Here is a 24,864-nt window from a genome sequence, read left to right on the forward strand (position 1 = left end):
GGACCTTATAGCGATATTCGAAGACGGCGTAAAAAAGATTTTTTCAATCGAGAGCTGAGCTCTTACAGGCAACCTCAATCGTCGCTGGTCTTGTGCTTGTATTCACACAGGTCTTCGATGCGACAGCTACCACAGCGGGGCTTTCGCGCCTGACAAACGTAGCGTCCGTGCAGGATCAGCCAGTGGTGCGAGTCGAGCAGGTACGCGCGGGGCACGAACTTCATCAGTTTCTGCTCGACCTCGACCACGTTTTTCCCCGGCGCGATCCCGGTGCGGTTGCTGACACGAAATATGTGAGTGTCGACGGCCATGGTCAGTTGCCGAAACGCCGTATTGAGCACCACGTTGGCGGTCTTGCGTCCAACGCCAGGCAGCGCTTCGAGAGCTTCGCGGGTCTGCGGCACCTGGCCGTCGTGCCGTTCCACGAGCAGGCGGCAGGTTTCGATGACATTGCGCGCCTTGCTGTTGTACAGGCCAATGGTCTTGATGTAGCTCGACAGCCCTTCGACGCCCAGCGCATGCATCGCCTGGGGAGTCGGTGCGACGGGGAATAATTTCGCGGTGGCCTTGTTCACGCCCACGTCAGTGGATTGTGCAGAGAGAATGACGGCGATCAGCAGCTCGAAGGCAGACCCATAGGCCAGTTCCGTCTTGGGCTCTGGATTGTCTTCGTGCAGCCGACGGAAGATTTCCTGGCGTTTCGTCGCGTTCATCGGGTGAATAGATCCTTGGCAGGCCGAGCTAGAGTGTTTGCAGTGCGGCGAGCTGACGTTCGGCGGCCTCATGCTCGCGGCCCAAAGTGTCGAGCACGAGGAATTGCTCGAATGTTGGCGGGGTCACGAAAGCCTTCCGGGTTTTCACCAGCTGTGCGCGGGTCATGGCCACGGCAATCTTCGCCTGTTTCAGGGCGCTATCGCCACCGCTGGCCTTGGCCGCCTTCGCTGCCTTGATCCGTTCGAGTGCCGACAGGGCTGGGCCCTGCGCTAGCGCAACGGTCGCTGAACGCAGGGGCCTTGGCGCTCGCTCGGCCTGTCGGGCAGTCTCGATCCGTTGCAAGCGCTCGTTGCGGGCCTGGTAGCGTTGTCGGGCCTGGTCGCGCTTTCGCAGCCGAGTGCGTTGCTGTTCGGGACCGCACGAAGGGTCGCTCGCCAGCGACGTGAAGGCCGATGTCGGCGCCGGGCGCATCTCTATGCAGTCGACGGGGCAGGGCGCCACGCACAGGTCGCAACCCGTGCATTCGTCTTCCAGCACGCTGTGCATCAACTTGGCCGCGCCGAGAATGGCGTCCACCGGGCAGGCTTGAATGCATTTGGTACAGCCGATGCATTCCGCCTCGCGTATGTAGGCGACCTGGGCGGGTGCCGTGCCGCGTTCCGGGTCCGGTGCCAGTACCGGCAACTGCAGCAGTTGCGCCAGGGCGGCGATGGTCGCATCACCCCCCGGCGGGCAACGGTTGATCGGTTCACCGGCGGCAATACCGGCCGCGTAGGGCTTGCAGCCGGCATGGCCACATTTGCCGCATTGAGTCTGCGGCAGCAATGCGTCGATGCGTTGGATCAGGGTCATGGGCCGGCCGGAGTGCGGATGAGGGCAGATGGCAAGAGTGACGTTGGCAGCCTGGCCCGTCGTCATGCGCTGAAGATGACGGGCAGGGTGCGCGAGCCGCGGACCTATTTGATGCGCTGGCCGGGCTTGGCGCCGCTGTCGGGGCTGAGCAGGTAGATTTCTTCGCCTCCAGGGCCCGCTGCCATGACCATGCCTTCGGAGATGCCGAAGCGCATCTTGCGAGGCTTGAGGTTGGCAATCATCATGGTCAATCGACCTTCCAGCGCGGCCGGGTCAGGATAGGCGCTCTTGATCCCGGAGAAGACGTTGCGCTGTTCATCGCCGATGTCCAGGGTCAAACGCAGCAGCTTGTCTGCGCCTTCCACCGCTTCGGCCTTGAGGATCAGCGCGACACGCAGGTCGACCGCAGCGAAGGCGTCGAAGTCGATCTCGGCGGCCAGTGGCTCCTTGGTCAGCTCACCGTTGCCAGTGGCGGGCGCAGGCGCGACAGGGTCCTGGGCAGCGGCGAGGTCTTGCTTGGAGGCATCGGTCATCGCCTGCACCTTGACCGGGTCGATACGGGTCATCAAGGCCTGGAACGGGTTGAGTCGATGGTCGGCGAGCCAAGTGGCATGGTCGTCCCAGCCTAGGGGTTCGACATTGAGGAAGCGTTCGGCTTCGCGGGCCAGCTCGGGCAATACCGGCTTGAGGAAGATGATCAGCTGACGGAACAGGTTGATGCCCACCGCACAGACGGCCTGGACCTCGTCGCCGCGGCCTTCCTGCTTGGCCAGCGACCACGGCGCTTTCTCGGCAATCCAGGCGTTGGCGCGGTCGGCCAGTGCCATGATTTCGCGCATGGCACGGGCGAAGTCGCGGACTTCATAGGCTTCGGCGATGCTTGGCGTCGCATCGAGGAACGCCTGGGTAAGCTCCGGCGCGGCATTGGCTGTGACCAGCACGCCGTCGTTGCCCTTGTGGACGAAACCGGCGCAGCGGCTGGCGATGTTGACCACCTTGCCCACCAGGTCGGAGTTGACCTTCTGTACGAAGTCATCGAGGTTGACGTCCAGGTCGTCCACGCCACGGCCCAGCTTCGATGCGAAGTAGTAGCGCAGGTATTCGGGTGCCAGGTGATCCAGGTAGGTACGGGCCTTGATGAAGGTGCCGCGCGACTTGGACATCTTCTCGCCATTGACCGTGAGGAAGCCGTGCACGTTCAGCGCGGTCGGCTTGCGGTAGCCGGCGCCTTCGAGCATGGCTGGCCAGAACAGCGCATGGAAGTTGATGATGTCCTTGCCGATGAAGTGGTACAGCTCTGCCGTCGAATCCTTGCCCCAGTACGCATCGAAGTCGAGTTCGGGGCGGCGGGCGCAGAGGTTCTTGAAGCTGGCCATGTAGCCGATCGGCGCATCCAGCCACACGTAGAAATACTTGCCTGGCTCGCCGGGAATCTCGAAGCCGAAATACGGCGCGTCGCGGGAAATGTCCCATTCCTGCAGGCCGGCATCGAGCCACTCGGCGATCTTGTTGGCCACTGCGTCCTGCAAGGTGCCGCTGCGAGTCCAGCCTTCGAGCATCTGCTGGAAGTCAGGCAACTTGAAGAAGAAGTGCTGGGAATCCTTGAGTACGGGCGTGGCGCCCGAGATCGCCGATTTCGGATCCTTGAGCTCGGTGGGTGCGTAGGTGGCGCCGCACTTTTCGCAGTTGTCGCCGTACTGATCGGCTGCCGCGCACTTGGGACAGGTGCCCTTGATGAAGCGGTCGGCCAGGAACATCTGCTTCTGCGGGTCGAAGTACTGGGTGACCGAACGCTGGGCAATATGACCGGCTTCGCGCAGTTTCAGGTAGATCTCGCTCGACAGCTCGCGGTTTTCTTCACAGTGGGTGGAGTGGAAATTGTCGAAGTCCACCAGGAAGTCGGCGAAGTCGGCGCTGTGCTCGGCCTTGACGTTGGCGATCAGCTGTTCCGGCGTGATGCCTTCCTTTTCCGCGCGCAGCATGATGGCCGAGCCATGGGCGTCATCTGCACAGACATAGACGCACTGATTGCCGCGATGCTTCTGGAAGCGCACCCACATATCGGTCTGGATGTACTCCAGCATATGGCCAAGGTGGATGGAACCGTTGGCATAGGGCAGGGCGCTGGTGACGAGAATCTTGCGTGGCTCGGACATGGGGCTCGGCTACTGGAAGTGAAACGAAGACCGAACACTATAAAGGGGCCAAGGGATTTTTTCACCTGTTGTCAGGGCTTGCGAGCAGCGTTCGGTGATCCGTCCGCGTCAGCGCGATCATGCCAATGCGACAAAATGCCTCAAGTCGCTGCGAGGACGGCCGACAACCTGAGATTAGGAGACTTCCCTCATGATTCCGCCCCTGATCCCGATCAGCGTCGTGCCGGTGACCTCGCAACTGGACCCGGTCAAGTCCACGCCCAGCATCGCGCCGGTCGCGCCAGCCCAGCCCGGCTCGAACGAAACCGCCATCGACCTGCGCCATCACGATGCCGACCAGACCGCCCTGCTCCTGCGCGAGGAGCAGCGACGACGCCAGCGTGAGGGCCGGCAGCCAGACCCCGACGAGCACACGCCGGTGCCGGGTGACTCGCTCAACGCCGACAATACGGTTCCGGTGGCGCCTTTGGTCGAGGACCCGCCGCGCCAAGGGCTGTGGGTCGATATCCAGGTCTAGTCAGAGCCGTTCGCGCGCTGCATCATGGACCATCCTTTTCGCCATCCGACCCGACACTGCCATGAGCCAAGACGACAACCTGATCGATTTTGCCAGCGAACGCGGCAAGCGCATCCATGACCTCAAGGACAAGCGCCTCAACGAAATGCGCCAAGCATTCGAACAGGCGCTGCCACTGGCCCAGGCCAAGGCCAAGGCCAAGGCCGGGAAGAAAGCCAAGAAGCCGAAGAAGCGCTGAAGGCCCTTCAGCCGATGCTGATGGGTGGCGGGCTGACCAGGGTCACGGTCTGCTGCTTGCGTGGCGCAAGAATTTCCGCCTCGCCGTCGACCACCAGTTCATCGCGCTGATTGAAAACGCGAGTGGCAATGCGGACGCGGAACTTGGGCAGTTTCTCGAGGATTTCCAGGCGCACGGTCAGGGTGTCGCCCAGTTTCACCGGCTTCTGGAAGCTCATCTGCTGGCCCAAGTAAATGGTGCCGGGCCCTGGCAGCTCGCATGCCACTGCGGCGCTAATCAGCGCACCACTGAACATGCCATGGGCGATGCGTTCCTTGAACATGCTGCTGGCGGCGAATTCTGCGTCGAGGTGCACCGGGTTGTGGTCGCCCGACATGGCGGCGAACAGCTGGATGTCGCGTTCCTGCACGGTCTTGCTGAAGCTGGCGGTCTGGCCGACCTCGAGCGCTTCGTACGGGGTATTGGTGACTTGGGTCATGAGCGGTGGGTCCTTGGCTTGGCGACGGTCGTGGCCGCGTCAAATAGATTCACGATGTTAACAGCGGGGTCGTGCGCATTTGCGTGGGTTGCGGCAGCTGCTAACGTCGGCAGCATACCGCAGGCGCAATGGCCGGGCGGGCTTCGAATCAGAGGACAATAATAATGCATCCTGATTTCTGGAACGACAAGCGCCCACCGGGCGTGCCCCACACGCTCCCCGTCGATGAATTCACGTCCATTGTCGATGTGTTCGACCGCTCCTGCAGCACCTTTGCCGATCGTCCGGCCTTCAGCAACATGGGCGTTACCCTGACCTACGCCGAGCTCGATCGGCTCTGCAGCGCGTTTGCCAGCTGGCTGCAGCGGCACACCGATCTGGTCCCCGGCGACCGCATCGCCGTGCAGTTGCCCAATGTCCTGCAGTATCCGATCGCGGTGTTCGGCGCGCTGCGCGCGGGCCTGGTCGTGGTCAATACCAATCCTCTATATACCGTGCGGGAAATGCGCCATCAGTTCCGCGATTCCGGCGCGCGGGCGCTGGTCTACCTCAACCTGTTCGGCGACAAGGTCGAACAGGTGCTGCCGGACACCACGCTGCACTACCTGATCGAAGCCCGCCTGGGCGATCTGATGCCCACTGCCAAGGGTTGGCTGGTCAACACGCTGGTGAGCAAGGTGAAGAAGCGCGTGCCTGCCTACCATCTACCCCAGGCGGCGTCGTTCAAGACGGTTCTGGCGCGAGGCGCAGAGCTTGCGCCACGTCCGGTAGCGCCGACCCTCGAAGACCTCGCGGTGCTGCAGTACACCGGCGGCACCACTGGCCTGGCCAAGGGCGCCATGCTCACCCATGGCAATCTGGTCGCCAACATGCAGCAGGTACGGGCGTGTTTCCATCAGCTCGACGAACAGGGGCAGACGATCCTGCAGCAAGGCCACGAGGTGATGATCGCGCCGCTGCCGCTGTACCACGTGTATGCGTTCACCGCGAACTGCCTGTGCATGATGGTCACCGGCAACCATAACGTGCTGATCAGCAACCCCCGCGATATCGGTGCCTTCATCAAGGAGCTGAAAAAATGGCGGTTCACCGCGCTGCTGGGCCTGAACACGCTGTTCGTGGCATTGATGGAGCACCCGCAGTTCCGTTCGCTGGACTTCTCCCGCCTCAAGGTGACCAACTCCGGCGGCACGGCTTTGGTCAAGGCCACTGCCGAACGCTGGGAAAGCCTTACCGGTTGCCGCATCGTCGAAGGCTATGGCCTGACCGAGACATCGCCGGTGGCCTGCACCAACCCGTATGGCCAGAGCGCGCGCATCGGCAGCGTGGGTATTCCTGTGGTTGGCACGGCGTTGAAGGTGATCGACGAGCAGGGCTGCGAGTTGCCGTTGGGCGAGCGGGGCGAGCTGTGCATCCAGGGGCCCCAGGTGATGCGCGGCTACTGGCAGCAGCCCGAGGCGACCGCCGAGGCGCTGGACGCGCAAGGCTGGTTCAAGACCGGCGACATCGCCGTCATAGATCCCGATGGCTACGTGCGCATCGTCGATCGCAAGAAAGACCTGATCATCGTGTCCGGTTTCAACGTCTATCCCAACGAGATCGAGGACGTAGTCATGGCCCATCCGCAAGTGGCCAACTGCGCGGCCATTGGCGTGGCGGACGCGCGCTCAGGCGAGGCGGTCAAGCTGTTCGTCGTGGCTCGGGATCCGCAACTGACCACGACCGAGCTGATGGCCTACTGCAAGGCCAACTTCACCGGCTACAAGCTGCCACGGGAAATTGTCCTGCGCGATGCCTTACCGATGACGCCCGTGGGCAAGATCCTGCGGCGTGAGCTGCGCGACGAGTGACGCGCAATGCAGGCGCCAGGCGCTGGTGTCACAGCCCTCGAACGCTGACGCCTGCTGGCCTGCGTCGTGTGAAATCAGGTGTGACCGGAATTGACGATCCGGTCACAATGGTTACCGGCGAGCCACCTTCGGCCTCTAGTCGCCTTATGGCAAAGCTGCTACTCTCGGCGCGCTTTTCGGCATTCGGACCTGTAGCGGTCGTGCTGACATATCAATAATAATCGCATCGAATGCGGTGAAGATTCGCTGGCGCTGGAGGAGTGGGCTTCCATGATCGAAAATTTCTGGAAGGATAAGTATCCGGCTGGAATCGCGGCGGATATCGATCCAGACATGTACCCCAATATCCAGGCGGTGCTCAAGCAGTCCTGCCAGCGCTTCGCCGACAAGCCGGCGTTCACCAATCTGGGCAAGACCCTCAGCTACGGCGAGCTCTATGAGCTGTCCGGTGCCTTTGCCGCGTACCTGCAGCAGCACACCGACCTGGTGCCGGGTGACCGCATTGCGGTGCAGTTGCCAAACGTCCTGCAGTATCCGGTGGCGGTCTTCGGTGCCATTCGCGCAGGCCTGGTGGTGGTCAATACCAACCCGCTGTACACCGCGCGGGAAATGGAACACCAGTTCAAGGACTCCGGCGCCAAGGCCCTGGTCTGTCTGGCCAACATGGCGCACCTGGCAGAAAAGGTCGTGCCCAAAACGGCCGTGCGCCACGTCATCGTCACCGAAGTCGCCGACCTGCTGCCACCGCTCAAGCGACTGCTGGTCAACAGCGTGATCAGGTACGTGAAGAAAATGGTCCCGGCCTATCACCTGCCGCGTGCGGTGAAGTTCAACGACGTGTTGAGCAAGGGTCGCGGCCAGGCCGTCACCGAGGCCAATCCGGCCAGCTCGGAAGTAGCCGTGCTGCAATATACCGGCGGTACCACCGGGGTGGCCAAGGGGGCGATGCTCACCCACCGCAACCTGGTCGCCAACATGCTGCAGTGCAAGGCCTTGATGGGCGCCAACCTCGATGAAGGCTGCGAAGTGCTGATCACGCCGCTGCCGCTCTACCACATCTATGCCTTCACCTTTCATTGCATGGCGATGATGCTGATCGGCAACCACAACGTGCTGATCAGCAATCCGCGCGACCTGCAGGCGATGGTCAAGGAGCTTTCCAAGTGGAAGTTCAGCGGCTTCGTCGGGCTCAACACGCTGTTCGTGGCCCTGTGCAACAACGATGCGTTCCGCAAGCTCGACTTCTCGGCGTTGAAAGTCACCCTGTCGGGGGGCATGGCCCTGCAACTGGCGGCCGCCGAACGCTGGAAAGAGGTGACGGGCTGTGCCATCTGCGAGGGCTATGGCATGACCGAAACCAGCCCGGTCGCCTCGGTGAACCCCAACCAGCGCATCCAGATCGGCACCATCGGCATTCCAGTACCGTCCACCCTGGCCAAGATCATCAACGATGCGGGCGAAGAGCTGCCGTTGGGCGAAATCGGCGAGTTGTGCATCAAGGGCCCACAGGTCATGAAGGGCTACTGGCAGCGCCAGGACGCCACTGCCGAGATCCTCGACGCCCAGGGCTGGCTGAAGACCGGCGACATCGCACTGATACAGCCCGACGGCTACATGCGTATCGTCGATCGCAAGAAGGACATGATCCTGGTCTCCGGTTTCAACGTGTACCCCAACGAGCTTGAGGATGTCCTTGCGACCCTGCCGGGCGTGCTGCAGTGCGCCGCCATCGGCATACCGGACGAAAAGTCCGGCGAGTCGATCAAGATCTTCGTCGTGGCCAAGCCGGGTGTCACCCTGACCAAGGAGAAGGTCATGGAGCACATGCGTGCCAACGTCACCGGCTACAAGGTGCCGCGCACGGTGGAATTCCGCGACGTGCTGCCGACCACCAACGTGGGCAAGATCCTGCGGCGTGAACTGCGCGACGAAGAACTGAAGAAACTGGGCATCAAGAAATCGGCCTGATCTCTGCCCAGCTCCGGGGGCTGCCGACACAACCCCCGCAAATCTGCGACAATCGCGGGGTGTAACCTTCGACGTACCCCACCAAGACCTCTGCGTACCTGATGACCGACCAAACCGTTTCGATTGACCAGCTTCTGAAAAACCTCGACCAGGCCATGATCGGCGACCGTCACCGCCTGCGCAGACAGTTGCACGAACTGCGCAAGCGTCCTGACGAGGCGAAGCTTGGCCAATGGGTCGAGAAAGTCCAGGCCTCGTTCGCCCGCGTCCAGGCGCGTCGGCTGAGCGTGCCAAGCGTGCGCTACGACGACAGCCTGCCGATTGCCGCCAAGCGCGACGAGATCAAGAAAATCCTCGCCGAGCACCAGGTGCTGATCATTGCCGGTGAAACCGGCTCGGGCAAGACCACCCAGTTGCCCAAGATCTGCCTGGAAATGGGCCGCGGCCAGCATGGTCTGATCGCTCATACCCAACCGCGCCGGATCGCCGCGCGCAGCGTGGCCAGTCGGGTCGCCGAGGAATTGGCCACGCCATTGGGCGGGTTGGTTGGCTATCAGGTGCGCTTCGAAGACCAGAGCGATGCCAATACCCTGGTCAAGCTGATGACTGATGGCATCCTGCTGGCCGAGACCCAGCACGACCGCTTCCTCGAACGCTACGACACCATCATCGTCGACGAAGCGCACGAACGCAGCCTCAACATCGATTTTCTGCTGGGCTACCTGAAGACCCTGCTGCCACGGCGGCCCGACCTCAAGGTCATCATCACCTCGGCCACCATCGATCTGCAGCGTTTCTCCGAGCACTTCGACGACGCGCCGATCATCGAGGTGTCCGGGCGGACCTTCCCGGTGGACACTTGGTATCGGCCGCTCACTGCCGAGCAGGACGAGGAAGGCAATCAGATCGAGAACGACCTGACCGTCGACCAGGCGATCCTGGCGACGCTCGACGAAATCGCCGCCTTCGAGCGCAGCGAGCGCAAGACGCCGGGCGACGTGCTGGTGTTCCTGCCCGGCGAGCGCGAGATTCGCGATGCCGCCGACATGCTGCGCAAGGCGCAGCTGCGGCACACGGAAATTTTGCCGCTGTACGCGCGCCTGTCGCCGGCCGAGCAGCAGCGCATCTTTCAGTCCCATCCCGGGCGCCGTGTGGTTCTGGCCACCAACGTGGCGGAAACGTCGCTGACCGTGCCAGGCATTCGCTACGTGATCGACAGCGGCACCGCACGCATCAGTCGCTACAGCTACCGTGCCAAGGTCCAGCGCCTGCCGATCGAGGCGGTGTCCCAGGCCAGCGCCAACCAGCGCAAGGGTCGCTGTGGCCGGGTCGAGCCGGGCATCTGCATCCGCCTGTACAGCGAAGAGGATTTTCTCTCGCGCCCCGAATTCACCGATCCGGAAATCCTGCGCACCAACCTGGCGGCGGTGATTCTGCAGATGCTGCACCTGCGCCTGGGCGAAATCGACCAGTTTCCGTTCATCGAGCCGCCTGATGGCAAGGCTATCAGCGATGGCTTCAATCTTTTGCAGGAGTTGTCCGCGGTCAACCGCGAAAACCAGCTCACGCCAATGGGCCGCCAGTTGGCCCGGTTGCCGATCGACCCGCGGCTGGGCCGCATGCTGCTCGAGGGCGCGCGCCAGGGCAGCCTGCAGGAAGTCTTGATCATTGCCAGCGTGCTCTCGGTGCAGGACCCGCGCGAGCGTCCGCCCGAGCGCCAGCAGGCTGCCGACCAGGCGCATGCGCAATGGAAGGATGCCGATTCGGACTTCGCCGCGCTGGTCAATCTGTGGCGTGGTTTCGAAACCCAGCGCCAGGAGCTGGGCGCAAGCGCGTTGCGCAACTGGTGCCGCAAACAGTTCCTCAATTACCTGCGCCTGCGCGAATGGCGCGATGCGCATCGGCAACTGAGCCTGATCTGCCGTGACCTGCAGCTGGAAGTGAACAAGGACGCTGCGGACTATCCCAGGTTCCACAAGGCGGTGCTGTCCGGCCTGCTCAGTCAGATCGGCCAGAAGACCGAAGACGGCGACTACCTGGGCGCACGCCAGCGTCGCTTCTGGGTCCACCCGTCCTCGGGCATGGGGCGCAAGAAGCCTCAGTGGCTGATGGCCGCCGAGCTGGTCGAAACGACCAAGCTGTATGCGCGCATGGTCGCCAAGATCGAACCTGACTGGATCGAACCGCTGGCCGGGCATCTGATCAAGAAGAATCATTTCGAACCGCATTGGGAGAAGAAGCGCGGCCAGGTGGTGGCGTTCGAGCAGATCACGCTCTACGGCATGATCGTGGTTGGCCGGCGCCCGGTGCATTTCGGCCCCATTGATCCGGTGACGTCACGCGAGCTGTTCATTCGCGAAGGCTTGGTACGTGGCGAGATCCAGTCGCGGGCCAAGTGCCTGACGGCCAATCGCCTGCTGCTCGAGCAACTCGACGAGCTGGAGGCCAAGGCCCGCCGCCGCGACATTCTCGCCGACGAAGAAACCCTCTACGGCTTCTATGAGGCACGCCTTCCTGCCGAGATTCACCAGACCGCGACCTTCGACAGCTGGTACAAGGTCAACAGTCAGAAACAACCCGATCTGCTGATCATGCGCGAAGAGGACGTACTGGCCCGCGAGGCGAGCGAAGTCACTGCCGCGCAGTACCCGGACACCCTGCGGCTGGGCGACCTGAGCCTGCAGCTGAGCTACCACTTCGAGCCCAATCATCCGCGCGATGGCGTGACGTTGTGCGTGCCCGCGCCGCTGCTGCCCGCGTTGCCGGGTGAGCGTCTGGAGTGGCTGGTGCCGGGGTTGCTGGAAGCCAAATGCATTTCGCTGGTGCGCAACCTGCCCAAGGCCTTGCGCAAGAACTTCGTGCCGGTGCCGGACTTCGTTCGCGCAGCGCTCGCACGCCTGACGTTCGGCGCAGGCTCGCTGCCGCAGGCGCTGGGGGGCGAATTGCTGCGCATGACCGGCGCGCGCGTCAGCGACGAGGCGTGGGCCGAGGCGGCCCAGCAGGTCGACAGCCATCTGCGCATGAACATCGAAGTGCTCGACGGCCAGGGCAAGTTTCTGGGTGAAGGGCGTGACCTGGCCGAGCTGACCGCGCGCTTCGCCGAGGCCAGCAGCGCGGCGTTGGCCGTGCCGAGCACGGCCAAGAGCCAGCAACCGGTGCAGGCCAAGGCGTTCGCCAAGGTCGAGCAGACTACCCAGCAGAACATCGCCGGACTGTCGATGACGGTGTATCCCGCATTGGTCGAAGAGGGTGGTACGGTCAAGGAAGGGCGCTTCTCGACAGCGGCCGAAGCCGAATACCAGCATCGCCGCGCTCTGCAGCGCCTGTTGCTGCAGCAGTTGGCCGAGCCTGCCAAGTTCCTGCGCGGCAAGTTGCCGGGCCAGACCGAGCTGGGCCTGTTGTACCGCGAACTGGGCCGTGTCGAAGCCTTGGTCGAGGATATTCTGCTGGCCAGCCTCGACAGCTGCGTGCTCGAGGGCGAGGCCAGCCTGCCGCGCGATGGCGTGGCACTGGCAACGCTGGCCGAGCGCAAGCGCGGTGCCTGGGCGGAGCATGCCGAGCGTCTGGCGCGCCTGACCCTGGATATTCTCAAGCTCTGGCACGGCCTGCAGAAGCGCTTCAAGGGCAAGATCGATCTGACCCATGCCGTGGCGTTGAACGATATCAAGCAGCAACTGGGCAATCTGGTCTATCCCGGTTTTGTGCGCGACACCCCCGCGGCGTGGTTGAAGGAAATGCCGCGCCTGCTCAGGGCTGTCGAGCTACGCTTGGAGAAGCTGCCCAGCCAGGTGCAGAAAGACCGGGTCTGGAGCGGTGAGCTGTCCAATCTCTGGAGCCAGTATCAGGCACGCCTGAACAAGCATGGCCAGGAAGGCAAGCGTGATCCACAGCTGGCGGCCTACCGCTGGCTGCTGGAGGAGTATCGAGTGTCGCTGTTCGCGCAGCAGTTGGGCACCAAGGTGCCGGTATCGGACAAGCGCTTGAGCAAGCAGTGGAGCGCAGTGGACGCCTGAATCTGCCCCGGTCGATTGACCTGGGCCTGCGTGGCGTCCATGTGAATGAGTTGCCCCTAACAATAGAGGAACGAGCGTGCATAACGTCGTCATCAGCGGCACCGGCCTGTATACGCCGGCCCAGAGCATCTCCAACGAAGAGCTGGTCGAGTCTTTCAACCACTACGTCGAAGCGTTCAATGCAGACAACGCCGCCGCCATCGAGCGTGGCGATGCACAGGCGCTGGCGCCGTCCAGCGCGGCTTTCATCGAGAAGGCCAGCGGCATCAAGAGCCGCTTCGTCATGGACAAGGCCGGGATTCTCGATCCGCAGCGGATGAAACCGCACCTGCCTGAGCGCGGTAACGACGAGCAGTCGATTCTGTGCCAGATGGCGGTCGCAGCCGCCGAGCAGGCCTTGCAACGGGCTGGCCGCACGGCCGCCGATGTCGACGCGGTGATCGTCGCCTGTTCCAACCTGCAGCGTCCCTATCCGGCAGTGGCCATCGAAGTGCAGCAGGCGCTGGGCATCCAGGGTTTCGGTTTCGACATGAACGTGGCCTGTTCCTCGGCCACGTTCGGTATCCAGCAGGCAAGCAACAGCGTGCAGTTGGGGCAGGCGCGCGCGGTGCTGGTGGTGAGCCCTGAGATCTGCACCGGGCACTTGAATTTCCGCGACCGCGACAGCCACTTCATCTTCGGCGATGCAGCAACGGCCGTATTGGTGGAACGGGCAGACCTGGCCACTTCGACGAACCAGTTCGACATCGTCAGCACCCGTCTGCAGACGCAGTTCTCCAACAATATCCGCAACAACTTCGGTTTCCTCAATCGGTCCGAAGCGTTGGGGGCAGGAGGCGACGACAAGCTGTTCGTGCAGGAAGGGCGCAAGGTATTCAAGGAAGTCTGCCCGATGGTTGCCGAACTGATCAGCGCCCATTTGGCGCAGAACGACATTGCCGTGCAAAGCGTCAGGCGCTTTTGGCTGCATCAGGCCAACCTGAGCATGAATCACTTGATCGTGAAGAAGCTGCTTGGCCGCGACGCCAGCGTCGACGAGGCGCCGGTGATTCTCGACCGGTATGCCAATACCAGTTCGGCGGGATCGGTGATTGCCTTGCACACCCATCAGGATGATCTGGCGCCGGGCTCGCTCGGGGTGTTGAGCTCCTTCGGCGCAGGCTACTCCATCGGCAGCGTGATTCTGCGCAAGCGCTGATCGACTGCCGCAACACCAATGAAAAAGGCGCAACCTGCGATGAACTCGCACGTTGCGCCTTTTTCAGTAGGGCGATGTGGAGTTAGAACTTGGCTTCCAGGTCCAGTTGCAGGGTGTTCACGTCGGCATCGGTGCGGGTCCGGCTGGCAACGTCGGATTCGGCCAGGAAGTAGATGGCACCCACGGCGAAGTTCTTGTCGATTTCGTAGCCCAGCTTGACCTTGTGGCCGCGCGAGCCGGTGAAGCCGTTGGCGAAGTCGGAGTCGGTGAAAGCCCCCACCACGGCGTTGCGCTGCACGTCGCGGTAGTTGTAGTCCAGGCCGAAGCCGGCAAACTTGGTCTTGAAGCCGGCCAGCCAGGCAGTGTCCTGCTTGCCGACCAGAGCGGTGGCTTCGGCATCACCGTTGACCACGTACTGACCATAGACCGACAGCGGCAACGGCAGGCCGGTGATGTCCAGTTGACCAAAGCCTTCGTACAGGGTGAATTCGGTGGAGGCGTTGCCGTTGACGGCCAGCACGGCGGCGGCGTTGGTGGCGTTGTCATTGTCGTAGGAATAGACGCTGCCGCCCAGGGTCATCTTGACGTTGTCGCCCAGCGCAAAGCGCGCGCCGGCCTGGCCGGTGTACATGCGCAGGTCGTGCTCGAACTGGCGACCTTCGCCGTCGATGTTGTCGGTCAGTACGTAGTAGCCCGTGCTGCCGAACAGCTCAGCGCCGCCCAGAGGCAGCTTGTAGGTTGCGGCTACGCCCTCGGGGTTGATGTCGCCGTCCCAGATCACGTCGCCCATGCTGACCCAGGGTTGGCTCATCTTGCCGCCGATCAGGTGCAGGTCCTTGATGGCGGTAGGGTGCCAGTCGAGGTAGGCCTGGTCGAGCCAGATGGATTTCTTGCTGAAGGCGCCGTCCAGGCTCTGGTTGGTGGAGCGGGCGTCGGCGCTGCTGCCGGTGGCGACGCGGATGCCGGCATCGACCTGTGGGTTGATTTCACTGTAGACGCCGATGCGGGCGCGGATGCGCTGGCGGTCTTGGTTGCGGTCGCCGCTGGAACCATCACGCTCGCCATCGACGTTGATGCTTTCGTGGCGCAGGCGTACGTCGCCCTTGATCTGTGTCTTTGCGGCCCAGGCGACTTTCTGGTCGAACGCGCTCATCTTCTTCGATTGTTCGGCGGCGGCCACTTGCTGGGCCTGTTTCTCACCGTCTAGCTCGGTCTTCAATTCGGCGTATTGCGCAGCGTTGATCGAGCCATTGGCGCGCAGCATGTCGAGCAGCTTGGCATCGACCGCGGCACTGGCCTGGGTGCTGATGGCCATCAGGACAGTGGCGCTCAGGCTGACCTTGGTGAGTGTTGAAACACGACGCATGACATTCTCCCTATCGCAAAAAAGGCCGGCAAGCGCCGAGCCTGAAAGTACTTCCGGACGCGCCTGGCAGACGGCGTGGCTGACCCCGGAAAACTGGCGCAAGTATTGCGAGGGGTGATGACAAAACGATGTCAGAACAATGGCTTGGCGATGACACTGAAATGACTGAATGGCTTGATCCAGAGCCTTCTCTGAATGATGGCACTGTATTGGCGGGTGACCGCGGCGAGAGCCTGCGCGATACTGGGCAGCACATCCCGTCAATTGGAGCCCTACCGATGCCGCTGCATGTAGCTGCCAGCTTGTCCGCCATCGACGCCGCGCAGTGGGACGCGCTGTTGCCTGAACCGCAGCCATTCCTGCGGCATGCTTTTCTCAGTGCGCTGGAGGACAGCGGCAGCCTGGGCGAGCGCTCGGGCTGGGCCCCCGAGCATCTGTTGCAGATCGAAGAAGGGCAGTTGGTAGCGGCCTTGCCCAGCTACCGCAAATGGCATTCCTATGGGGAGTACGTGTTCGATCACGGCTGGGCCGACGCCTGCGAGCGTGCCGGTATCGACTATTACCCCAAGCTGCTGGGCGCGGTGCCCTTCAGTCCGGTGAGCGGCCCACGATTGCTTGCGCGCCGCCCTGGGGATGGGGTCGAGTTGCTGCGCTGTGTGCCGGGCTATCTGGAATTGGAAGGCCTCAGTGGTGCTCACGTCAATTTCACCGACTCCACCCTCGACGAACTGCTGAGGGCCGAGCAGGGCTGGATGGAGCGGCTGGGTTGCCAGTATCACTGGCACAACCGAGGCTATCGCGACTTCGATGATTTTCTCGACGCACTGAGCTCGCGCAAGCGCAAGCAGATGCGCAAGGAGCGGGAGCAGGTGCGAGCCCAGGGTATCGAGTTCGAATGGCGCGAAGGCAGGCAGGTAAGCGAAGCCGAATGGGATTTCGTTTATGCATGCTATGCCAATACGTACCAGGTGCGCGGGCGCTCGCCTTACCTGACCCGTGATTTCTTCAGCCTGTTGGCCGAACGGATGCCCGAGGCGATTCGCCTGGTGCTGGCGACTCACGAGCGGCGTCCGGTGGCCATGGCTTTCAGCCTGGTGGGTGGGGGCAGTTTCTACGGCCGTTATTGGGGCTGCCTGGCCGAGTATGACCGGCTGCACTTCGAAACCTGTTTCTATCAAGGCATGGACTATGCAATCGCCCACGGCATCGAGCGGTTCGATGCCGGGGCGCAGGGCGAGCACAAGTTGATTCGCGGGTTCGAGCCGGTGATCACGCGCTCATGGCACTACCTGCGCCATCCTGGGTTGCGCGATGCGGTGGAGAATTTTCTGCAGGCCGAGCGGGCAGGGGTGCTGGCCTACGCCGAGCAGGCACGGGAAGCCTTGCCGTATCGGCAGGCCTGAACATTCCATGGGTATGCCTGATGCATCGCGGCGCGCCTTTCGCGGCCGATGACCGCTCCTACAAGGGGGTGGGTGTGACATGCGGTCATGCGATCAACTGTGGGAGCGGTCAGTGGCCGCGAAGGGTGCACTGAGGTGTGTCTGGTAGACCGCAGCGTTGCCTTCGCGGGCAGAGCCCGCTCCCACAGGAGGGTAGGTGTGACATGCGGTCATGCGATCAACTGTAGGAGCGGTCAGTGGCCGCGAAGGGTGCACTGAGGTGTGTCTGGCAGACCGCAGCGTTGCCTTCGCGGGCAGAGCCCGCTCCCACAGGGGGGGGATTTTAGTCCATGCCTACGAAACCGCCGGTCTGGTGATGCCACAGCCTTGCGTACAGGCCGCGCTGCGCCAGTAGCTCGGTATGGCTGCCGATTTCGACCACCTTGCCTTTCTGCAGCACCACCAGGCGATCCATCTTGGCGATGGTGGACAGGCGGTGAGCAATTGCAATCACGGTCTTGCCTTTCATCAAGGTTTCCAGGCTTTCCTGAATCGCCGCTTCGACTTCGGAATCGAGCGCCGAAGTCGCTTCGTCCATGATCAGGATCGGCGCGTTCTTCAGCAGGACACGGGCGATCGAGATGCGCTGGCGCTGGCCGCCGGAGAGCTTCACGCCGCGTTCACCCACATGGGCGTCGAAACCACGGCGGCCTTCGCTGTCGGACAGCAGCGGCAGGAAGTCATCGGCGCGGGCTTTGCGTACCGCTTCCCAGACCTGTTCCTCGGTAGCATTGGGCTTGCCATAACGCAGGTTGTCGAGGATCGAGCGGTGCAGCAGCGAGGTGTCCTGGGTGATCAGGCCGATCTGCTCACGCAAGCTCTCCTGGGTCACCTCGGCAATGTCCTGGCCATCGATCAGGATGCGGCCGCTGGGCAGGTCGTACAGGCGCAGCAGCAGGTTGACCAATGTGGATTTGCCCGCTCCTGAGGGGCCGATCAGGCCGATCTTTTCACCCGGACGGATATCCAGGGTCAGACCCTCGATGATGCTGTCGCCCTTGGGGTAATGGAAGTGCACGTCTTCGAAGCGCACGTTGCCGCGGTCGACCTTGAGCCGTGGAGCCCCCTTCTTGTCGGTCACGCTGACGGGCTGGGCGATGGTCTGCAGGCCATCCTGCACCATGCCGATGTTTTCGAAGATACCGTTGACCACCCACATGATCCAACCGGACATGTTGACGATACGGATCACCAGGCCGGTGGCCAGGGCAATCGCGCCCACCGAGATGAGCGACTGCGTCCACAGCCACAGCGCCAACCCCGTGGTGGCGACGATCAACAGGCCGTTTATGGTGGTGATGGCGAAGTCCATGGCGGTGATCACGCGGCTTGCCAGTTGGGTTTTCTCGGTCTGCTCGCTGATCGCATCACGCGCGTACTGCTGCTCCATGCTGGTATGGGCGAACAGCTTGAGCGTGGCAATGTTGGAGTAACCGTCGACGATGCGGCCCATCAGTTTCGAGCGCGCGTCCGAAGACACTACCGAGCGTTCCTTGACCCTTGGAACGAAGTAATAAAGCGCGATCACATAGGCCACGATCCACAGGATCAGCGGGATCATCAGCCGCCAGTCGGCCTCGGCGAACAGCACCAGGGCGCTGATCGCGTAGATCAGTACGTGCCACAGGGCGTCGACTGCGGCGACCGCCGAATCGCGCAACGAGTTGCCGGTCTGCATGATGCGTTGGGCAATGCGCCCGGCGAAGTCGCTGTGGAAGAAATTCATGCTCTGCTTGAGCACATAGTTGTGGTTCTGCCAGCGAATCAGGCTGGTCATGCCGGGACTGATCGCCTGGTGCACCAGAAGATCATGCAGGCCGATGAAAATAGGCCTGAACACCAGCGCCACCACCACCATCCAGGTCAGCTCCAGCGCGTTGTCGCTGAAGAAGTGCACGTTGGGCGTGCCTTGGGCCATGTCGATGATGCGACTGAGGTAGCGGAACAGTGCGACTTCGATCAATGCACCGATCAAGCCCACCACCAACAGGGTGGCGAAGCTGGGCCACACCTGCTTGAGGTAGTAGATGTAGAAGGCCAGGACTTTGTTGGGGGGCGTTTCCGTAGGCGCTTCGCGGAAGATATCGATCCATTGTTCGAAGCGGCGATAAATGCTCAAGCGTGCTCTCCTATGCGGGTTGACGGTCCTGGCCGGGGCCGACGTGGCGTGCGAATCAGTCCACGCGTTTCGCCGACTTGATCATCACCGGATCACTGGGCACGTTCTGCATGCCGCGTGAGGTCGTGGTCGGCACGTTGGCGATCTGGTCGACCACTTCCATGCCCTTGACCACCTTGCCGAAGACTGCATAGCCAAAATCACGGCCACCATGGTCGAGGAAGTCGTTGTCCTTCTGGTTGATGAAGAACTGGCTGGTGGCCGAGTCCTTTACTTGAGTGCGAGCCATCGCGAGGGTTCCCCGGACGTTGTGCAAACCGTTGTCGGCTTCGTTCTTGATCGGACCCTGGGTTGCCTTCTCACGCATGTCTGCGGTGAAGCCGCCAGCCTGGACCATGAAACCCGGAATCACGCGGTGGAACACGGTGTTGTTGTAGTGGCCCTTGTCGACGTAGGCAAGGAAGTTGGCGGTGCTGATCGGTGCCTTGGCTGCGTCCAGCTCGACTTCGATCGGGCCCATGCTGGTGTCGAGCAACACGTGAGGGTGCTGGGCGTCGGCGGCCATCAGGTGGCCCGCCAGGGACAGGGAACAGGCGGCCAGAAGGATTTTTTTCAGCATGGGTGTGAAGTCCTTGAAAAGGGGAGGCAAATGCTTTGAGCCAAAAGCGGCGCAAGCGTTCGGGGCAATGTGTGGCAAGCGTGCCGCCAAAGGACGGCCACGGCGAGCCGCAGGGGCAAAATCAATGTTACCGAATGTTCGCAGAACGAGGGGGTCAGGCGCCCTGATCCAGCACCACCTGCTCCAGCGCCAGGATCGGCACGTCCAGCGGGGCGGTATCGAAAGTGCGCAGCAGTTCGACGAGAATCTGCGTGGCCGGACCCAGCGGCTTGTCCTTGTTCGAATACAGATAGAACGTGGGGTGCCGACTGCCGCCCTGTTCCAGGGGCAAGGCGGCGAGGGTGCCCTCGCGCAGCTCGCGTTCGATCATGTGCCGGGGCAACCAGGCGAAGCCCAGGCCACTGCCGACGAAGCTGGCGGCGGTGGCCAGGCTGCCGACGGTCCAGCGCTGCTCTGCGCCCAGCCAGCCGACGTCGCGCGGTTGCTGGCGGCCCGAGTCACGGATCACCACCTGCATGTGGCCGTGCAGGTCCTGCACGCTCAGCGCCCGGCCCATGGCCAGCAGGGCATGTTCGGGGTGCGCGACGGCAATGAATTCGATGGCGCTCATTTCGGCGCCCAGGTAGCCCGGAATGCTGTAGCTGCTGATCGCCAGGTCGGCGACGCCTTCCTGCAGCACTTCCTCGACCCCCGACAGCACTTCCTCGCGCAGCCGCACTCGGCAGCCGCGGCTCTGCGGCATGAACGCGGTCAGGGCACGAATCAGCCGCGCGTTGGGGTAGGCCGCGTCGACCACCAGGCGGACTTCGGCTTCCCAGCCCTGTTCCATGTGGTGCGCAAGGTCTTCCAGCTGGCTGGCCTGCTTGACCAGTTGCCGGGAGCGGCGCAGCAGCACGCCCCCGGCGTCGGTGAGCACCGCCTTGCGCCCGTCGATGCGCAGCAGCGGTACCCCGAGCTGGTCCTGCATGCGGGCCACGGTGTAGCTGATCGAAGACTGCGAGCGGTGCAGGGCTTCGGCTGCCTGGGCGAAGCCGCCATGGTCGACCACGGCCTGCAGGGTTCGCCATTGATCAAGGGTGACGCGCGGCGCTTTCATCTTCGACTCCTGTGTCTTGTGCGCACCGCCCGCCCGAGGGTGCAGCGATCCGTCTCGATGCGCCACAGGGTAGAGGAATGATCGGACAAGACAACTTATTTGATGGGTCGTGGCAGGTATCCAGGGGTCTTCCATCGATCCCACGCTGGCTTCACTGGCCTGACCTGCCCCAGATGCGCTAAGGTCCGCGCCTCGCAAATTCGGGGCGCACCATGCAATACCTTCTGATCGTCACCCTCATCCAGGCCTTCTCTTTCAGCCTCATCGGCGAATACCTCGCCGGTCATGTCGACAGCTATTTTGCCGTCCTCGCCCGGGTCCTGCTCGCCGGGCTGGTGTTCCTGCCGCTCACCCGCTGGCGCCAGGTCGAACCGCGCTTTGTGCGCGCCATGCTGCTGATCGGCGCGCTGCAGTTCGGCATTACCTACGTGTGCCTGTACCTCAGTTTTCGCGTGCTGAGCGTGCCGGAAGTGCTGCTGTTCACCATTCTGACGCCGGTGCACGTGACCTTGATCGAGGATGCGCTGAATCGCCGTTTCAACCGTTGGGCGCTGGTAGCGGCCCTGGTCGCGGTGGCAGGTGCCGCCGTGATCCGCTTCGACCGCGTCAGCCCGGACTTCTTCATCGGTTTCCTGCTGTTGCAGGTGGCCAACTTCACCTATGCTGCCGGTCAGGTGCTGTACAAGCATCTGCTCGCGCGCCACCCCAGCGATCAGCCGCAATACCGTCGCTTCGGCTATTTCTACGTCGGCGCCTTGCTAGTGGTGCTTCCGGCATTCCTGCTGTTCGGCAACTCCGACCACCTGCCGCAGGCGCCCTTGCAATGGGGCGTGCTGGCGTTTCTCGGGCTGGTGTCGACGGCGCTCGGCATGTACTGGTGGAACAAGGGCGCAAGCCTTGTGCCGGGGGCGACGCTGGCGGTGATGAACAACCTCCACGTACCGGTCGGTCTGCTGCTCAACCTGCTGATCTGGAACCAGGACGAACCACTGGGACGGCTGTTCCTGGGCGGCGGGGTAATCCTTTTCTCGGTGTGGTTGAGCCGTCTGGGCGTGCGTGACAGCAAGGTGCAAGCATGATGAAAACAGGATCCACAGAAACGTCCACACGCAACTGGTCCAGCGTCATCGCGCTGGCACTGGCGGCGTTCATCTTCAATACCACGGAGTTCGCGCCGGTCGGGCTGCTGACGTCCATCGGTCAGAGCTTCGCCATGCCAACGGCGCAAGTAGGGCTGATGTTGACGGTGTATGCCTGGGTGGTGTCGCTGATGTCGTTGCCGATCATGTTGCTGACGCGCAACGTCGAACGTCGCCGGTTGCTGATCGGGGTGTTCATGCTGTTCGTGGTCAGCCATGTGGTGTCCAGTGTCGCCTGGAGCTACGCAGTGTTGCTGGCCAGTCGCATCGGTATCGCCTTTGCCCACGCCCTGTTCTGGTCGATCACGGCATCGCTGGCGGTGCGGCTGGCGCCACCGGGCAAGCACACCCAGGCGTTGGGATTGTTGGCCACCGGGACGTGCCTGGCCATGGTGCTGGGCGTACCGCTGGGGCGGGTGGTGGGCGAGGCGCTGGGATGGCGCACCACGTTCGTCGGAATCGGTGTGGTGGCGACGGCGGTGGGGCTGTGGCTGGCGAAAAGCCTGCCGGCGCTGCCGAGTCAGAATTCGGGTTCGCTGCGCAGCCTGCCCATGTTGCTCAAGCGCCCGGTGCTGGTCGCGCTGTACGTGACCACGGCGCTGGTGATCACTGCGCAGTACACGGCCTACAGCTACATCGAACCGTTCGTGCAGGCGGCTGCACGCATGAGCGGGGAGATGACCACGACCCTGCTGCTGCTGTTCGGCGGCGCGGGGGTGATCGGCTCCCTGGTATTCAGCCGCTACAGCGGCCGTTATCCGCGTAGCTTCATGGTGGTGTCGATCGCCCTGCTGGGCCTGTGCCTGATGCTGCTGTTGCCGCTGGCGCGCCACGCCACCTACCTGAGTGTGGTGAGCGTGGTCTGGGGCATATCGATCATGTGCTTCAGCCTGGCGATGCAGTCCAAGGTGCTCGAGCTGGCGCCGGATGCCACGGACGTGGCCATGGCGCTGCATTCGGGCATCTATAACGTCGGCATTGGCGGTGGGGCGCTGCTGGGCAGTGTGGTGATCACCCAGTTGGGGGTGGCGAACATCGGCAGCGTCGGTGCGCTGATGGCGGGGGCGGGCTTGTTGCTGTGCTGGCACACCACGTATCGGCGTGGTCATTCGGCACCCGCCTCGGGTTGACCGGTCTGCAACACCGCGCCGATCCCGGACGCGGCTTGCGCCGCTGCTACAGTGGAATGCGGTGTTTCTGGGGTAACGCGTTGAGGCGCGATACAGGGGAATGCGGGGGGTCGGGGGAACGCGTTAAGGCCGGATGCAGGGGAATGCGGTGTTTCTGGGGTAACGCGTTGAGGCCCGATACAGGGCAACGCGGTCCCTGTAGCAGCGGCGCGAGCCGCGTCGGCGGCGCATGCGGTTTGCCTGGGTGACCGCGTGCTGGTCGGATACAGCATCGAGGGCGTAACTAACGGTTCCGCTTGCAACCCTTTTTAAAATACAATCGATCTCATTTACATCTGACAGGTGCCGATGATGGTCGATCTTGCGGGGGCGGACGTTCGGGCGTTCGAAACGCTCTACCGCGACAATCGCAGCTGGCTGGAGCAGTGGCTCAGCCGACGCCTGGGCAGTGCCTGGGATGCGGCGGACCTCAGCCAGGATACGTTCGTCCGGGTGCTGGCCAGCCCTCAGTCGGTGGCTGACCTGCAGGAGCCTCGCGCCTATCTCAAGACCGTCGGCAAACATCTGCTGGTCAACTTCTACAAACGGCGCAGCCTGGAGCAAGCTTATCTGGATGCGCTCGCCACGCTGCCTGCAGACGTCGCACCCTCGCCGGAACAGCGCTGGCAGGTGCTGGAAACCCTGCACGCCCTGGATCAGCTGCTCGATGGCCTGCCCACCGCAGTTCGCCGCGCCTTTCTGCTCAGCCAGCTGGAGGGGCTGGGGTACCGGGAAATCGCCGAACGGTTGCAGGTCAGCGAGCGCAGCGTCAAGCGCTACATGGCGCAGGCCTACGAGCACTGCCTGCTGGCCGAGCTGTGCTGAGCCCCGAGCCGAGCGACGAAGCACGTCGGGTTGCCCGGTCGGCGGCACGCTGGTGGGTGTGCATCGAGTCCGGCGCGGTCAGCGAGCAGGATCTTGCCCGCCTGCAACGCTGGCGTGAAGCCAGCGACGCCCACGAGTCGGCCTGGCGGCGGGTATCGGCGCTCAAGGGCCGCTTTCAGATCCTGCCGCCAGCGCTGGCCATGGCCAGCCTGGATCGTCCGGCGCCAGGCCGTCGCGACATGCTCAAGGGCTTGCTGGGCGTAGCCGTAGTGGCCCCCGCCGGCTGGTGGCTCGCGCGCGAGCTGCCCCTCGACGCCTGGCGCGCCGATGAGGCCACCGGGACTGGCGAGCGGCGCCGACTGACACTGGCCGATGGCAGCGTGTTGCATATCAATACCTCGACGGCGGTCGATATCGATGCCGAAAAACGGCAACTCAGGCTGCGGCGCGGAGAAATCATGTTGCGCCTGGCCGACGCCACGCCGTTCCACATCCGCACGGCGCTCACCGACGTGAGGCTCGACCAGGGTGAGATCAACGTCCGCGAGGGCAGCGGCGTCTGTCGGCTGTCGGTGCTTGCCGGGCAGGCAGAGGTTCGCCCCACAGGCTTTGCCGCGCTTACCTTGCGCGCGGGGCAACGTATACAGTTATCCGACGCAGGGCCTGGTCCGATCACCGGTTTCGATCCTCGCCAACCGGGTTGGCGCGAAGGCGTGATCGTTGCCCTCAACCAGCCCCTGGGGGAGTTTCTGCGCGAGCTGGACCGTTATCGCCCCGGCATTCTGCGCTGGCAGCCCGAACTGGACGCCTTGCGCGTGACCGGCAGTTTTCGCCTGGACGAGCCGGATCAGGTATTGAATCTGTTGGCGGTCAGCCTGCCGCTGCGCGTGCAGTGGCGCACGCGCTATTGGGCCACCTTGGTGCCGCAGGAAAAATCCGCGTAGTGCCTGTCCCCTTTTGCGCGCTCGCTTGTCAGGGAGAAGTAAGCACACTCAAAGAGCCTTCAGCCATGCCCGCACGGCCCCCTCGTTCGTTCCCCCGGTCCACCCGCAAGCCACCGACCCACTATGCGCGTGCGCTGCATCTCAGCCTGCTGCTCGGCCTG

18 protein-coding genes and 1 pseudogene are annotated in these 24,864 nt (G+C 63.1%); 11 read left to right on the top strand and 8 right to left on the bottom strand.

What is annotated here, in order from left to right:
• Positions 1-74 precede the first annotated feature (74 nt).
• From nth to metG, 3 genes and pseudogenes are all read right to left on the bottom strand, one after another.
• Positions 75-713 (bottom strand): endonuclease III, encoded by a 639-nt coding sequence (gene nth, locus IFU31_RS18645; protein WP_122479240.1) that lies wholly within the window; start codon positions 711-713, stop codon positions 75-77.
• Positions 714-747: 34 nt separating this feature from the next.
• Positions 748-1,566: pseudogene (locus tag IFU31_RS18650) on the bottom strand (RnfABCDGE type electron transport complex subunit B); the annotation flags it as partial.
• A 104-nt stretch (positions 1,567-1,670) separates the two neighbouring features.
• Entirely contained in the window at positions 1,671-3,722 is a 2,052-nt protein-coding gene (metG, locus tag IFU31_RS18655) for a methionine--tRNA ligase (protein WP_185793900.1), read from the bottom strand.
• 190 nt (positions 3,723-3,912) lie between these two features.
• On the opposite strand from metG, the gene IFU31_RS18660 reads away from it, so the two are divergent.
• A complete protein-coding gene (locus IFU31_RS18660; RefSeq protein WP_122479237.1) occupies positions 3,913-4,239 on the top strand; it encodes an aspartate-semialdehyde dehydrogenase in 327 nt (108 codons plus the stop codon).
• Between the two features lie 61 nt (positions 4,240-4,300).
• Complete coding sequence (locus IFU31_RS18665; RefSeq protein WP_192104101.1) at positions 4,301-4,477, top strand: hypothetical protein; 177 nt, start codon at positions 4,301-4,303, stop codon at positions 4,475-4,477.
• 7 nt (positions 4,478-4,484) lie between these two features.
• Here IFU31_RS18665 and IFU31_RS18670 read toward each other — a convergent pair whose 3' ends face one another.
• Entirely contained in the window at positions 4,485-4,955 is a 471-nt protein-coding gene (locus IFU31_RS18670; RefSeq protein ID WP_043187336.1) for a MaoC family dehydratase, read from the bottom strand.
• A 164-nt stretch (positions 4,956-5,119) separates the two neighbouring features.
• Here IFU31_RS18670 and fadD2 point away from each other — a divergent pair, with 164 nt between their 5' ends.
• From fadD2 to IFU31_RS18690, 4 genes are all read left to right on the top strand, one after another.
• Positions 5,120-6,805 carry a long-chain-fatty-acid--CoA ligase FadD2 gene (gene fadD2, locus IFU31_RS18675; protein ID WP_192104103.1) on the top strand — a complete coding sequence of 562 codons (1,686 nt, stop codon included), beginning with the start codon at positions 5,120-5,122 and terminating at the stop codon, positions 6,803-6,805.
• Between the two features lie 270 nt (positions 6,806-7,075).
• Positions 7,076-8,773, top strand: coding sequence for a long-chain-fatty-acid--CoA ligase FadD1 (gene fadD1, locus IFU31_RS18680; protein WP_122479235.1), 1,698 nt, complete (start codon positions 7,076-7,078; stop codon positions 8,771-8,773).
• Between the two features lie 101 nt (positions 8,774-8,874).
• On the top strand, positions 8,875-12,786 hold the full coding sequence (hrpA, locus tag IFU31_RS18685; protein ID WP_192104105.1) for an ATP-dependent RNA helicase HrpA: 3,912 nt from the start codon (positions 8,875-8,877) through the stop codon (positions 12,784-12,786).
• Between the two features lie 76 nt (positions 12,787-12,862).
• Entirely contained in the window at positions 12,863-13,984 is a 1,122-nt protein-coding gene (locus IFU31_RS18690; RefSeq protein ID WP_192104106.1) for a beta-ketoacyl-ACP synthase III, read from the top strand.
• Positions 13,985-14,066: 82 nt separating this feature from the next.
• On the opposite strand, the gene IFU31_RS18695 is transcribed toward IFU31_RS18690, so the two are convergent.
• Positions 14,067-15,350: a putative porin gene (locus tag IFU31_RS18695; RefSeq protein WP_192104108.1), complete on the bottom strand. Its 1,284-nt coding sequence runs from the start codon at positions 15,348-15,350 to the stop codon at positions 14,067-14,069.
• Positions 15,351-15,628: 278 nt separating this feature from the next.
• Here IFU31_RS18695 and IFU31_RS18700 point away from each other — a divergent pair, with 278 nt between their 5' ends.
• A complete protein-coding gene (locus tag IFU31_RS18700) occupies positions 15,629-16,753 on the top strand; it encodes a GNAT family N-acetyltransferase (protein ID WP_192104110.1) in 1,125 nt (374 codons plus the stop codon).
• A gap of 322 nt (positions 16,754-17,075) precedes the next feature.
• Here the strand turns inward: IFU31_RS18700 and IFU31_RS18705 are convergent, their stop codons facing one another.
• From IFU31_RS18705 to IFU31_RS18715, 3 genes are all read right to left on the bottom strand, one after another.
• Positions 17,076-18,905: an ABC transporter ATP-binding protein gene (locus tag IFU31_RS18705; RefSeq protein ID WP_122479715.1), complete on the bottom strand. Its 1,830-nt coding sequence runs from the start codon at positions 18,903-18,905 to the stop codon at positions 17,076-17,078.
• Between the two features lie 61 nt (positions 18,906-18,966).
• Positions 18,967-19,530 carry a peptidylprolyl isomerase gene (locus IFU31_RS18710; RefSeq protein WP_122479230.1) on the bottom strand — a complete coding sequence of 188 codons (564 nt, stop codon included), beginning with the start codon at positions 19,528-19,530 and terminating at the stop codon, positions 18,967-18,969.
• A gap of 154 nt (positions 19,531-19,684) precedes the next feature.
• On the bottom strand, positions 19,685-20,626 hold the full coding sequence (locus IFU31_RS18715) for a LysR family transcriptional regulator (RefSeq protein WP_122479229.1): 942 nt from the start codon (positions 20,624-20,626) through the stop codon (positions 19,685-19,687).
• Between the two features lie 212 nt (positions 20,627-20,838).
• On the opposite strand from IFU31_RS18715, the gene IFU31_RS18720 reads away from it, so the two are divergent.
• The 4 genes from IFU31_RS18720 (at position 20,839) to IFU31_RS18735 (ending at position 24,703) form a co-directional block, all read left to right on the top strand.
• Entirely contained in the window at positions 20,839-21,705 is an 867-nt protein-coding gene (locus IFU31_RS18720) for a carboxylate/amino acid/amine transporter (protein ID WP_192104112.1), read from the top strand.
• The gene (locus IFU31_RS18725) at positions 21,705-22,895 is read left to right on the top strand and encodes a sugar transporter (protein WP_122479227.1); all 1,191 of its coding nucleotides are present in this window, start codon (positions 21,705-21,707) and stop codon (positions 22,893-22,895) included. The genes IFU31_RS18720 and IFU31_RS18725 overlap by 1 nt, the downstream gene beginning before the upstream one ends.
• 351 nt (positions 22,896-23,246) lie before the next feature.
• Complete coding sequence (locus tag IFU31_RS18730; protein ID WP_192104114.1) at positions 23,247-23,759, top strand: sigma-70 family RNA polymerase sigma factor; 513 nt, start codon at positions 23,247-23,249, stop codon at positions 23,757-23,759.
• Positions 23,756-24,703 (top strand): FecR domain-containing protein, encoded by a 948-nt coding sequence (locus IFU31_RS18735; RefSeq protein ID WP_197979685.1) that lies wholly within the window; start codon positions 23,756-23,758, stop codon positions 24,701-24,703. Before IFU31_RS18730 ends, IFU31_RS18735 begins: the two co-directional genes overlap by 4 nt.
• The last annotated feature ends 161 nt before the right edge of the window (positions 24,704-24,864 follow it).

It is taken from the genome of Pseudomonas sp. CFBP 13602 (assembly GCF_014842725.1).
Lineage (GTDB): Bacteria > Pseudomonadota > Gammaproteobacteria > Pseudomonadales > Pseudomonadaceae > Aquipseudomonas > Aquipseudomonas baltica.

What these genes read in the sequence shown, in the direction of transcription:
- IFU31_RS18670 (WP_043187336.1), bottom strand. Translation starts at nt 4,955, where the DNA reads ATGACCCAAGTCACCAATACCCCGTACGAAGCGCTCGAGGTCGGCCAG.
- IFU31_RS18665 (WP_192104101.1), top strand. Translation starts at nt 4,301, where the DNA reads ATGAGCCAAGACGACAACCTGATCGATTTTGCCAGCGAACGCGGCAAG.
- IFU31_RS18725 (WP_122479227.1), top strand. Translation starts at nt 21,705, where the DNA reads ATGAAAACAGGATCCACAGAAACGTCCACACGCAACTGGTCCAGCGTC.
- IFU31_RS18730 (WP_192104114.1), top strand. Translation starts at nt 23,247, where the DNA reads ATGGTCGATCTTGCGGGGGCGGACGTTCGGGCGTTCGAAACGCTCTAC.
- IFU31_RS18660 (WP_122479237.1), top strand. Translation starts at nt 3,913, where the DNA reads ATGATTCCGCCCCTGATCCCGATCAGCGTCGTGCCGGTGACCTCGCAA.
- IFU31_RS18720 (WP_192104112.1), top strand. Translation starts at nt 20,839, where the DNA reads ATGCAATACCTTCTGATCGTCACCCTCATCCAGGCCTTCTCTTTCAGC.
- IFU31_RS18710 (WP_122479230.1), bottom strand. Translation starts at nt 19,530, where the DNA reads ATGCTGAAAAAAATCCTTCTGGCCGCCTGTTCCCTGTCCCTGGCGGGC.
- fadD1 (WP_122479235.1), top strand. Translation starts at nt 7,076, where the DNA reads ATGATCGAAAATTTCTGGAAGGATAAGTATCCGGCTGGAATCGCGGCG.
- hrpA (WP_192104105.1), top strand. Translation starts at nt 8,875, where the DNA reads ATGACCGACCAAACCGTTTCGATTGACCAGCTTCTGAAAAACCTCGAC.
- fadD2 (WP_192104103.1), top strand. Translation starts at nt 5,120, where the DNA reads ATGCATCCTGATTTCTGGAACGACAAGCGCCCACCGGGCGTGCCCCAC.
- metG (WP_185793900.1), bottom strand. Translation starts at nt 3,722, where the DNA reads ATGTCCGAGCCACGCAAGATTCTCGTCACCAGCGCCCTGCCCTATGCC.
- IFU31_RS18715 (WP_122479229.1), bottom strand. Translation starts at nt 20,626, where the DNA reads ATGAAAGCGCCGCGCGTCACCCTTGATCAATGGCGAACCCTGCAGGCC.
- nth (WP_122479240.1), bottom strand. Translation starts at nt 713, where the DNA reads ATGAACGCGACGAAACGCCAGGAAATCTTCCGTCGGCTGCACGAAGAC.
- IFU31_RS18700 (WP_192104110.1), top strand. Translation starts at nt 15,629, where the DNA reads ATGCCGCTGCATGTAGCTGCCAGCTTGTCCGCCATCGACGCCGCGCAG.
- IFU31_RS18695 (WP_192104108.1), bottom strand. Translation starts at nt 15,350, where the DNA reads ATGCGTCGTGTTTCAACACTCACCAAGGTCAGCCTGAGCGCCACTGTC.